Genomic DNA, 10,041 nt, shown 5'->3' with positions numbered 1-10,041 from the left:
CCCAAGCTCACCACCATCGCCATGCCCACCGCCGCCGCCGGGCGAATCGCCGTCGACATGCTGCTGGACGCCGGCGCAGCTCAGGCCGGTGCCGTCGAGGGTCAGCCGGTCCACGTCGTCAGTCGCCGTCCGGGATGATCATCCCGAGCACCCAGCTCACGACGCTGATGATGATCGCGCCCCAGAACGCGGCCGGGTAGAAGTCGTCCACATGGAAGGGGATGTCGAGCTGCCCCGCGATCCAGCTCGTCAGCAGCAGCATCGCCGCGTTGATGATGAGCAGGAACACTCCGAGCGTGAGAACGATGATCGCGCAGCCGAGTGTCTTGACGATCGGCTTCACGATGGCGTTGACGATTCCGAAGATCAGCGCCACGACGAGCAGCGTGCCCCAGTACTTGGGGGAGTTCTCGGCGGTGGTGACGCGGATGCCGTCGAGGAACTGGATGGCGACCCACAGGGCGACCGCGGCCGCCAGGGTCCTGATGATGAATCTCACGCTGGGAGATCCTCCCATTCCGGCAAGGGGGCCGATAGGGGGCGAGGGGCTTCGACACTACGCGGTCGGGGATCACGCCGCGCCGGGCGCTGCCGCGGCCTTTACGGACTCGGGGGACAGGGCGGGGTGCCGGCGTGGTGGCCTCCCGTTATCGCGTGCTCGCGGAGGGAAGGAGGGCCCTGGGAGGAGATCAGATGAACACCGAGGGCCTGGAGTCGTTGCCCGCCAGCGAGCTGCACGATCGCGCCGTCCGTTACGCCGTGCGCCACGGGGATCTGGGGTTCCTGTGGAACCTGCTGAAGGTCATCCCGGCGGCGGAGGCGAGCACCGGGAACGAGATGGAGACGGCCGCCGACCTCAGCCGCGTCTCCGCCCTGCTCAGCGACGCCCTGGCGGCCGGCGAGGGCGAGCTGGGCGACGCGCTCCGGCCCATCTACATCGAGTACCTGGCCAAGCACCCGGACGCCTAGCGCCGGCCCGCTCGGGGGCCCGCCGTCATCCGGCGAGACGGGTCTCCACGGTCTGCGCGGCGAAGCCCGGTGTGACGTACTCCTGCCCGTCCCGCTCGATGATCATGGTCTGGTACGGCCCCCGCGACGCGGTCTCGGCGGCGAAGCGCCGGGCGCGGACCGGCCCCATGGCGTACATGGCGGTGGCGTAGGCGTCGGCGACGCCCAGGTCCGGGCCGAGCACGGTGACGGAGTTGAAGGTGGCGAGCCGCACTCCCGTACGGGGATCGACGACGGGCGAGGCGCCCGAGGTGGCGATCCCGAGGTCGTGCGCGGCCACCACCGCGCGTACCAGGCCGGTGCGCGGGTCGCGGATGCCGACCTCCCAGCGGCGGCCGGGCGCGGCCGAGCCGCGCAGCCTGATGTCGTCGCCCGCGTCGATGCGGTGGTCGCCCGCGCCGGTGTTGGCCAGGGCGCGCGAGAGCCGCTCCAGCGCCCAGCCCTTGATGTAGCCCGAGGGGTCGATGACGCCGTTGATGCGGGGCTCGAACCAGCCGCCGGTGGCGGCGCTCAGCTCGTCGCAGCGGTGCAGCACCTCGATCAGCTCGGGGATCTGCTCGATGGTCTGGCCGCGGTTCAGCCGCCCGATCTGGCTGCCCTCGAGGCGCGGGTCGAACGTGTCCTCCACCCAGCGCAGCCAGGCGAACGCGTTGTCGAGCAGGGGGGCGAGCTCCCGGGTCGGCAGCGGGGTGCGGATGTCCACCTCGACCCGCATGCCGGCGATCATCTCGACGCGGGTGCTACCGGGAAAAGTCGTCACCTTGCCTCCTTGTTCACCTGCGGGCTGTAACCCTCCCATATCGGGCGTAATGCCGCCCTAAGTGCTCCGGTGCCGCGAGCTGGTCAAACGCTCTGTGTGTCTTCTACCCGCCGCGGGGCGATGCGGAGCAGCCGGGTCGCGGCGTCGGCCGTCCTGATCCGCGCGCCGGGCACGGCGAGACGGGACAGGGCCCCGCGGACGTACCTCCGGAAGGGCCGCGGGCCGGCCACGACCACCTCGCGGGTGGCGATGTCGGGCACCTGGCGCCGTAGCCCCGAGGCGCTGACCCGCTCCTTGACGCGGGGGTCGTGCTCGTCGCCGACCACCACCAGCAGGCCGTACTCGGCCTGGAGGTCGCGCAGCTCGGGGGTCAGCCGGTCGGCCCGGTAGATGACCACGGTGTCGTCCGCGCGGCTCGACAGCAGCTGCCGCAGCCGGGCGGGGCCGAGGCCGGACGCGACGATCAGCGCACCCTGCGCCGGTGCCGGCGTGGTGTGGTGCCAGACGGCCATCACGGCCGCCATGCCGTACAGGATGAGGGAGCCGGTGCGGCTGAGACCCGTCACGTACGCGGTGGAGCTGAGCTGGTGCACCGGCACGAGCACGGCCGCCAGGTACGTCGCCAGCCGCAGACGCTGCCGGGCCGCCTCGGAGCGCAGCAGGTCCGCGGCCTTGACCGACAGTAATCCGAGGGCGACGAGTAAGGCCGCCATCGCGTAGGCCGTGGGACGCCACGGGTACCCGAAGCCGGGCTGGATCGCACCGAACTCCGCCACGGCCACCCCGCACCAGAACAGGACGGGCCACTGATCCGTTTTCGCCTTACCAACCATGACATTAACGATGCGTGCCGAACATGAGAGGTATCTGAGTAGGGTCTAAAACATGGCTAACGTGCGTGTTGAGCGGACCGATGACGGCGGATTCAGGGCGACCAACGCCCGCGGCGCCGAGGTCCGGATGGGCGGCGGCGACGAGGACGGGGTCTTCACGCCGGTAGAGCTGTTGCTGGCCGCGGTGGGCGGCTGCAACATCGTGACGGTGGAGCCGCTGACCGCCCAGAGAGGGCACCGGCTGGTGCGGCTGGCGATGACGGTGGCGGCCGACAAGGCCGAGCCGAACCTCCTCGGTCCCGTGACGATCACGTACGACGTCGAGCTGCCGTCGGAGGAGGCCGGTGAGGTCTACCGGGCCGTGGCGGAGCGGGTGCACGAGAAGTACTGCACGGTGAGCCGGTCCCTCCAGGAGGGCACGGAGGTCCGGTTGGAGCTTTCATAGCCGGATTAGGCCGATATTCGACCCCGTTATGACGCGTCCGTTGCATTCCGCTCGGTAGTGTCGAGGCAGGTCAGAAGGTACGCCGACTGGCCAGAACAGCTTTTACCGAAGCGGACGCGGAGGGGGACCGTGGTCCGCAAGTGCGGGACCGCCGGCGTTTTGGGGGAAGCGTCGGCCTGGACCGCCTTCGATCGGGGCCGGGCAGGTTTGGGGGAACTGCCCGGCCCCGACTCATGTTCGGAGTCAGGCGTCGCGGCCGTCCGGTGAGCTCATAAGGTTCATCCGTGACAAAACTCCTCATCGACTGTGACCCCGGCATCGACGACGCCCTGGCCCTCGCCCTGGTGGCCGGCTCCCCCTCCCTGGAGCTCGCCGGCGTCACCACGGTCGGCGGGAACGTGGACCTCGCCCTCACCACCGCCAACGCGCTGGCCCTGAGGGAGTTCCTCGACCTCGGGGAGGTGCCGGTCGTGCCGGGCAGCCCCGGCGCGCTGCTGCGGAACGTCATCCGCGCCGAGCAGGTCCACGGCAGCTCCGGCCTCGGCAACGCCGTCCTGCCTGCGGCCACCCGCCCCGCCGGGGACGGGCACGCGGTCGACTTCATCGTGGAGACCCTGCGCGCGGCCCCCGGTGAGATCACGCTCGTGGCCATCGGCCCGCTGACCAACGTCGCGCTCGCCGTGCGCAAGGAGCCGCGCGTGGTGGAGTGGGCCCGCGACTTCGTCATCATGGGCGGCTCGTACACGCGGGGCAACACCAACCCGGCGGCCGAGTTCAACATCCTCGCCGACCCCGAGGCCGCCGCCATCGTCTTCGACGCCGGCTGGACCGTCACGATGCTCGGCCTGGACGTCACGCTCACCGCCCTGGTGACCACCGACGTCCTGGACCGCCTGCGCCCCCTGGGCCGGCTCGCCGAACAACTGGTGGTGCCGGCCGCCACGGCGTACGGGATGGTCACGGCCGACGGTGGCCCGGCCATCCACGACGCCTGCGCGATCGCCTACGTCCTGGACCCGTCGCTGTTCACCTGCGTGCCGGCCGTGGTCCAGGTGGAGACGGCCGGCCGGTACACCTCCGGGATGACCGTCACCGACTTCAAACTGCGCGATCGCCGGCCGAACGCCCTGGTCGCGACGTCGCTGGACGTCAAGAGGTTCTGGGACCTGGTCCTGGACGCGTACACCCGGCTGGCCGCCGGCCTCGGCTGAGTGTGCGGGTGGTCCGCGGCGGCTGCTACAGTTACACCTGTTGCGGGCGCCGCTAGCTCAGTTGGTTAGAGCAGCTGACTCTTAATCAGCGGGTCCGGGGTTCGAGTCCCTGGCGGCGCACAACACGATGAGAAACCCCAGTTCAGTACGCTGAGCTGGGGTTTCTCGGTTCTCCGAGGGTCTCAGGTCGTCTCAAGGCCAGCCGTAGTCATGATGTGGCGTACCGCTTCCTCCAAGGAAGTGTCTTCCCCGATCACGATCTCGGACCCGCAGGCGAGGAGGTCTCGCTCGCGATACCACTCGCCCATCTGCGCGCCTCCGAACTGCGTGGCCTGTGGCCGGGTCGCATGCCGGCGCAGGGTCTCCTCCAGCGAGATGTCCATGTAGAACAGCGCCGTGGTCCCGCGGTGGTCGTGACGCAGGGCATGCACCATCTCCCCGTAACGGCTCCGGGTGAGAATCCCCTCCAGCAGCACGTGGTACCCGGAATCCAGCGCATGGCGGCACATGAGATCGATCAGCCCGATGTTCACCCCGCCGGGCGTATCCCGCTCACGCAGAATGTCGCGCCGCACCACATCCTGACTGATCTTACTGACCGAACCCAGCGATGTACGCCACGTGCGCTGTAGTGGGTGTTCGTGATGTTTCGTCCTGTATAACCCTTCCATGACCGTCACGTGTTTGACGTGCCGCTATGGAGGGTTTATGGCTCGCGTGCCCGTTATCGGGTTGCCTAGGGTGCAGGAGGTTCGGCTAGGCAACGGCCAGCGGTGCTGGACGATCGTGTGGCCGGAGGGTTCGGTCCATGAGGACGCTGATCGGTATCTGCGACGGTACGACAGCGAGCCGGGGACGCAGCGGACGTACGCGTACCTTCTGGTGGATCACCTCCGGTGGATGGAGCGTGAGGCGCTGACGGTCGAGTCGGTCTCGTTGCAGGACCTTGAGCGGTACATGGGCATCCTCGGCGCTGAGGTGCGGATGCCGTTCGGGGAGCCGTGGCGGGTGGGCAAGAAGCCCTACAGCGGGACCACGCTGAGCACGACGGCTTCCTTGCTGAAGGCGTTCTACCTGGGGATGGCTCAGCGGGATCGCCGCAACCCGGATCTGGGCGAGGCGCTGGACCAGACCCGGCTGCCTAGCAGGGCGGACCGGAATCGTGTGCTGTTGGGGCATGTGATGATCTCGATGCCGTCGAACCCGCTGTCGCCGCGACGGGTGCAGCGCCGCCATCCCAAGATGTTGTCTGATGACGCTCGCGGGCGGCTGCTGGAGGAGGTCGACACTGCTCGGGACCGGATGGTGGTGACCTGGTTGTATGACGGCGGTTTCCGTATTGGGGAGCTGTGCGGACTGCATCTGGTGGACCTGCATCTGCGGGAGAACGCCGAGTGCGCCCAGAACAGGAGTCCTCACGTCCACATCTGCCATCGGGACGACAACGCCAACCGTGCCCGGGTCAAGACCAAACACCCCTGGCAGGTGGTGAACGGGACGGTGCACGGGGGTCAGATAAGGCGGGTCAGCCCGGCCATGATCCACACCTACTTCGAGTACATGACCATCGAGTACCCAAGGGAGGCAGCGACCAGCCACGGGATGGTGCTGGTCCAGCTCAGCGGCCCCGACACCGGGCAGCCGTGGGCGACGGCTGGCGCGCGGAGCATGGTGCGGCGGGCCGGCAGCACGCCTCCACCGTGAAGCTGCAAGCCGTCCAGGACGCCCTGCGCGCCATCCGCCGTGAACACGCCGCCCTCACCTACCTCGCCGTCGCTCGCCGAGCCGGAGTCTCGCGCTCATTCCTCTATCAGAACCCCGACGCCCAAGCCCTCATGATCGCCGCTCTGGGACCGGCACCCACTCGCCGCCCAGCAACGGCAGCCCCAGACCCCCATGCCGACGCCACCTGGCGTGAACGAGCTCTCAACTCCGAGGAGGCCCTGAAGGCGGCCTACGCGGAGGTCAACACCCAACGCGAACGGATCGCCATCATGCTGGGCCAGATCCGCGATCTCCAAGCCGAATACACCGAGGACACCGTCCAGCGAGTCGCGACCGAAAACAGCACCCTCAAAAGGCGCATACGCGACCTCACCAGCGAGAACCGCAGCCTCGCCGAAAAACTCCAAACCGCCCGCTCCAACAACCGCTTTCTCGACAAGCGCATCGCCGACCTCGAAGCCCAGCTTCTCCACCCCATCCACCCGTGAGATGCGGTTCCACGACAGGCCGCCAGCCGAGCGCGCCGAGATCGGGTACGTGCTGCTGCCCGCCGAGCGGACCCCGTCCGGTTATCGCGTACGACTGGGGCGGTCGCGTCGCGGCAGCCGCCCGGCGACCAGGTCGCAGGAATCCTCGACCGCGTCGGTGATCAGCCGCTCGGTGATGCCGGGTCCCGGCCCCAGTGAGATCCAGGGGCGTTTGTCGAGGTAGCGGCCCGGTGTGATCGAGGCGTAGCCGCGTTCCAGCGTGCGGGCGTGTTCGGGTTCGCACTTGACCGTGATGATCTGTTCGTCCGGGTCGTCGGTGACGATCAGGAACACCTTGCCCGCGACCTTGTACACGTCGAGTCCCGCGGTGAAGGGGTAGCCGTGGCTGACGTCGGCCAGGGCCAGGGCCGCCTGACGGGCGGTGTCCTGGAGCCGGTCACCGGCCGCGTTCACCGGGCCGCCCGTGCGCCGATGCCGTAGGTGTGCGGGTCGACGGGCTGATCGGCCTTGGGCAGGTGGGCGACGACGAGCCGGTAGGAGTCGGTGACGAGCTCCCTGACGAGCCCCTTGTCGACGCCTTCTCCGCCCTCCACGGTGATCCAGTGCTTCTTGTTCATGTGATAGCCGGGGGTGATATGGCTGTACTGCTCCCGGAGGGCGTGGGCCTCTACGGGGTCCGCCTTGAGGATCACGACAGGCCGCCCCGGAATTTCGGTCATCAGCATGAACACCTTGCCGCGCACCTTGTAGACCTCCCAGGCGGGGCCGAAAGGGTGCTCCAGCTGGGATCCCGGGAGTTCCTCCGCGCATTCGGCGGCGGTCTTGTGCAGGGCCGATCCGTTCATGGGGCGTTGCCTTCCTCAGGTGGTGACGGACTGTGGCATCGAAGGACGCGGAGGGTGCACCGCGCGGGCGCGGTGGCACGTCCATCCTTCCGCCGCAGCCGAGCAGAAGGGCGGTAGACTGCGGACACGTGATGGTCGACAAGCGACACCCCGGCCCGAGCGGAAGCGCGGCCAGTCCGGCCGCGGTTCCGCTGTTCGCTTTCCAGCCCCCGGTCGGTACCCCGTACGGCCTCGAGGTGAGCACCGTCGAGGACTTCTTCGCCCACCACGACGACTGGCCCTGGAACCCGCCCCGTCCGGGCCGCGCCACCTTCCACTACCTCATCGCCGTCACCGAGGGTGAGCTGCGGCACGACGTCGACCACGTCACGCGGACCGTCACCCCCGGCCAGTGGCTGTGGGTGCGTCCCGGGCACGCGCAGTGCTGGCATCCGCCCGGCGCGGCCCGCGGCCCGTTCATCCTGTTCGAACCGGACGTGCTGCGGCCCGACCTCGCCCGTCTCCTGGCCCCACTCACCGCGCACGAGGCCCCTGCCGTGCTGACCCCGCACCCCGACGACACCGCCTGGCTCCGGCAGACCGCACTCCAGCTCCTGGACGAACACCGCGCACTGGGGCGCCGCCCCCTCGACATCCACCACGCCCTGCGGCGCAGCCTGCTCGAATCACTGCTGCTGCGCCTGGCCAACTCCCCGGGCATCGCCCCCATCGGCACTGCCACGGCCCACGCGGGCCGCGCCGACCGGTACGGACGCTTCCTGGACGCCTTGGAGCTGCACTTTCGCGAGCTCCACCAAGCCGCGGACTACGCCGAGTTGCTCGGCTGCTCGGTCCGCACCCTCAGCCGCGCCGCCCGGGACGCCACCGGCAAGGGAGTACGCGAGCTCATCGACGAGCGGCGCCTGCTGGAAGCCCGGCGCCTGCTGGGAGTTGCCCGGTGGGATGCCCGGTCTGTGGCCGTCCACCTCGGCTTCAGTGATCCCGCCAACTTCGGCCGCTTCTTCCGCGACCGCACCGGCCTCACCCCGGCCGCCTTCGCGGCCGGCGAGGCCGGCTGACGGTTCTCGGTGGTTTCCGGGCGGGGCTCAGTCGATGGCCTCGATGGTGACGTCGACCGTGCCGTCGTACTTCTTGAAGGCATCGGCCCCCGAGTCGATTTGGCCGAGGATGACGATGCCGGGGTCGGGGATGGACTGGCCGTCGTGGGCATAGAAGAGGGCGATGTCGGGACCGGGTGACCAGTAGGCGATGTTGCCGCTCTCGTAGCCGAACTGCGGCTTGCCCCCTGCGGTCAGAGACCGGGGCAGGTGACCGTACTTTTCGCGCGTGAGCAGGTCGTCCATCTGCAGCGTCAGCGGAAGCAGCGAGGCGAAGTCGCGTGCCGTCGCGTTGTCGTCGAGGGTTGCGGTGAGGACGATCTCTCCGGCGGTCAGTCGGATTCTCATATGGATCCTGCTCTCTCGGGTGTTGCTGGCAGCGGGTACGGGAACTCATCGACGAGCGGCGCCTCCTGGAAGCCCGGCGCCTGCTGGCAGGCGCCGGGTGGGATGCCCGGGCTGGGCCGTCCATCAAGGGCTTCTCCAACTCGAGTGCCAGTTCCTCTTAGGGATGCTGTGGCCGGCCGTCGTCGACCGGCAGGCATCGTGCGCGGTTGTTTGTCGTTTCAGAGTTGCCCACGTCTCAGTCATCCAGGACGACGACGTGCTTGCCCGGCGTGGTGCCGGACTCGACGCCGGCCTGGGCGTCACGGACCTGTTCCAGGCCGTGGTAGACCTTCGCGACCGGGACTTCGAGGCTCCCCGCGGCGATGGCCTGGAGCTGGCGGGCGAAGACGTCGGCCGGGAGGTCGGTGGCCTGACCTCCGTAGGACGTCAGCCGCACCCCGTTGGGGATCATGAACGGGGTGAAGTCGGGGATCGTCCACTGGCCCGCCAGGGCTCCGGTGAAGCAGACCGTGCCGTGCCGGTGGACGGTGCGGAGGGTGTCGGCGAGGACCGAGCAGCCCACCAGCTCCAGTACGGCGTCGACACCCTCCGGCATCAGCTCGCGCACCTGGTCGGCGATCGTGCCGCTGTCGAGGAGGGGATGGTCGACGCCCGCGGCCCGCAGTTGCCCGGCCCTGTCCGGGCTGCGGGTGGTGGACAGCACGGTGGCTCCGAGGTCCTTCGCGATCGTGGCCGCGCTCAGCCCGACCGTCGAGGTGCCGCCGCGGATCAGTAGCGTCTGCCCGGCCTTGAGGTCCAGGCCGGTGGTCAGCGATCCGTAGGCGGTCTGGAACATCTCCGGAAGCGCACCGACGACCTCCCACGGCAGGCCGGACTCAAACGGGATGACCTGCGCCGCGGGGACGGTCACGTACTGGGCGTACGCGCCGTCGTACGAGCGGCCCATGCCGCCCATCATCGTGGCCACCTGCTGTCCCGGCCTCAGCCCGCTGTCCTCGTCGGCCTCATCGACCACGCCGACGCCCTCGATGCCAGGGACGCGCGGGTAGGTAACCTCCGCATCCGACTCGCCCATGCGGGTGCTGACCTCGGACTCGTTGACGCCGAACGCCTTCACCCTGATCCGCACCCAGCCGGGCTCGCGTACGGGCACCGGCACATCCCTGATCTCCAGTGCGTCGAGGCCGCCGGGCCGGGTGACGACGACGGCCCGCATCGTCGCCGGTGCGGCGTCGCTCGCTGCTGTCGGTTGGCTCATGTCGAGTTCCTTACTCTGTTCGC

At 69.2% G+C, this 10,041-nt stretch carries 14 protein-coding genes and 1 tRNA gene; 7 read left to right on the top strand and 8 right to left on the bottom strand.

What is annotated here, in order from left to right; all coding sequences use genetic code 11:
• Positions 1-118: 118 nt before the first annotated feature.
• Positions 119-499, bottom strand: coding sequence for a phage holin family protein (locus ABZS51_RS35460; protein ID WP_355450559.1), 381 nt, complete (start codon positions 497-499; stop codon positions 119-121).
• Positions 500-693: 194 nt separating this feature from the next.
• Here ABZS51_RS35460 and ABZS51_RS35455 point away from each other — a divergent pair, with 194 nt between their 5' ends.
• Positions 694-969: a hypothetical protein gene (locus ABZS51_RS35455; RefSeq protein WP_310708856.1), complete on the top strand. Its 276-nt coding sequence runs from the start codon at positions 694-696 to the stop codon at positions 967-969.
• Between the two features lie 25 nt (positions 970-994).
• Here the strand turns inward: ABZS51_RS35455 and ABZS51_RS35450 are convergent, their stop codons facing one another.
• On the bottom strand, positions 995-1,768 hold the full coding sequence (locus tag ABZS51_RS35450; protein WP_355450556.1) for an FAD:protein FMN transferase: 774 nt from the start codon (positions 1,766-1,768) through the stop codon (positions 995-997).
• 83 nt (positions 1,769-1,851) lie between these two features.
• Positions 1,852-2,601, bottom strand: a complete 750-nt coding sequence (locus tag ABZS51_RS35445) for a hypothetical protein (RefSeq protein WP_355450553.1) — start codon at positions 2,599-2,601, stop codon at positions 1,852-1,854.
• Between the two features lie 52 nt (positions 2,602-2,653).
• On the opposite strand from ABZS51_RS35445, the gene ABZS51_RS35440 reads away from it, so the two are divergent.
• The 3 genes from ABZS51_RS35440 (at position 2,654) to ABZS51_RS35430 (ending at position 4,377) form a co-directional block, all read left to right on the top strand.
• Positions 2,654-3,046, top strand: coding sequence for an OsmC family protein (locus ABZS51_RS35440; protein ID WP_355450550.1), 393 nt, complete (start codon positions 2,654-2,656; stop codon positions 3,044-3,046).
• A 284-nt stretch (positions 3,047-3,330) separates the two neighbouring features.
• Positions 3,331-4,257, top strand: a complete 927-nt coding sequence (locus ABZS51_RS35435; RefSeq protein ID WP_355450547.1) for a nucleoside hydrolase — start codon at positions 3,331-3,333, stop codon at positions 4,255-4,257.
• 46 nt (positions 4,258-4,303) lie between these two features.
• Positions 4,304-4,377 (top strand) — tRNA-Lys (locus ABZS51_RS35430).
• Between the two features lie 62 nt (positions 4,378-4,439).
• On the opposite strand, the gene ABZS51_RS35425 is transcribed toward ABZS51_RS35430, so the two are convergent.
• Positions 4,440-4,835 carry a hypothetical protein gene (locus tag ABZS51_RS35425; RefSeq protein WP_355450544.1) on the bottom strand — a complete coding sequence of 132 codons (396 nt, stop codon included), beginning with the start codon at positions 4,833-4,835 and terminating at the stop codon, positions 4,440-4,442.
• A gap of 322 nt (positions 4,836-5,157) precedes the next feature.
• Here ABZS51_RS35425 and ABZS51_RS35420 point away from each other — a divergent pair, with 322 nt between their 5' ends.
• On the top strand, positions 5,158-5,961 hold the full coding sequence (locus tag ABZS51_RS35420; RefSeq protein ID WP_355450541.1) for a hypothetical protein: 804 nt from the start codon (positions 5,158-5,160) through the stop codon (positions 5,959-5,961).
• Complete coding sequence (locus tag ABZS51_RS35415; protein WP_355450538.1) at positions 5,958-6,470, top strand: hypothetical protein; 513 nt, start codon at positions 5,958-5,960, stop codon at positions 6,468-6,470. Before ABZS51_RS35420 ends, ABZS51_RS35415 begins: the two co-directional genes overlap by 4 nt.
• 81 nt (positions 6,471-6,551) lie before the next feature.
• Here the strand turns inward: ABZS51_RS35415 and ABZS51_RS35410 are convergent, their stop codons facing one another.
• Positions 6,552-6,923, bottom strand: a complete 372-nt coding sequence (locus tag ABZS51_RS35410) for an MmcQ/YjbR family DNA-binding protein (RefSeq protein ID WP_355450535.1) — start codon at positions 6,921-6,923, stop codon at positions 6,552-6,554.
• Positions 6,920-7,315 (bottom strand): MmcQ/YjbR family DNA-binding protein, encoded by a 396-nt coding sequence (locus ABZS51_RS35405; RefSeq protein ID WP_355450533.1) that lies wholly within the window; start codon positions 7,313-7,315, stop codon positions 6,920-6,922. Before ABZS51_RS35405 ends, ABZS51_RS35410 begins: the two co-directional genes overlap by 4 nt.
• 236 nt (positions 7,316-7,551) lie before the next feature.
• Between ABZS51_RS35405 and ABZS51_RS35400 the strand changes: the two genes are divergently transcribed.
• Positions 7,552-8,373: an AraC family transcriptional regulator gene (locus tag ABZS51_RS35400; RefSeq protein ID WP_355450530.1), complete on the top strand. Its 822-nt coding sequence runs from the start codon at positions 7,552-7,554 to the stop codon at positions 8,371-8,373.
• 27 nt (positions 8,374-8,400) lie between these two features.
• Here ABZS51_RS35400 and ABZS51_RS35395 read toward each other — a convergent pair whose 3' ends face one another.
• Positions 8,401-8,760, bottom strand: a complete 360-nt coding sequence (locus tag ABZS51_RS35395; RefSeq protein WP_355450527.1) for a cyclophilin-like fold protein — start codon at positions 8,758-8,760, stop codon at positions 8,401-8,403.
• A gap of 235 nt (positions 8,761-8,995) precedes the next feature.
• The gene (locus ABZS51_RS35390; RefSeq protein ID WP_355450524.1) at positions 8,996-10,018 is read right to left on the bottom strand and encodes a zinc-binding dehydrogenase; all 1,023 of its coding nucleotides are present in this window, start codon (positions 10,016-10,018) and stop codon (positions 8,996-8,998) included.
• Between the last annotated feature and the right edge of the window lie 23 nt (positions 10,019-10,041).

This window comes from Nonomuraea sp. NPDC005501, from assembly GCF_040605905.1.
In the GTDB taxonomy this organism is placed as follows: domain Bacteria; phylum Actinomycetota; class Actinomycetes; order Streptosporangiales; family Streptosporangiaceae; genus Nonomuraea.
The sequence above is the reverse complement of the archived record's forward strand: the minus strand, read 5'-3'. Positions and strand labels throughout refer to the sequence as shown.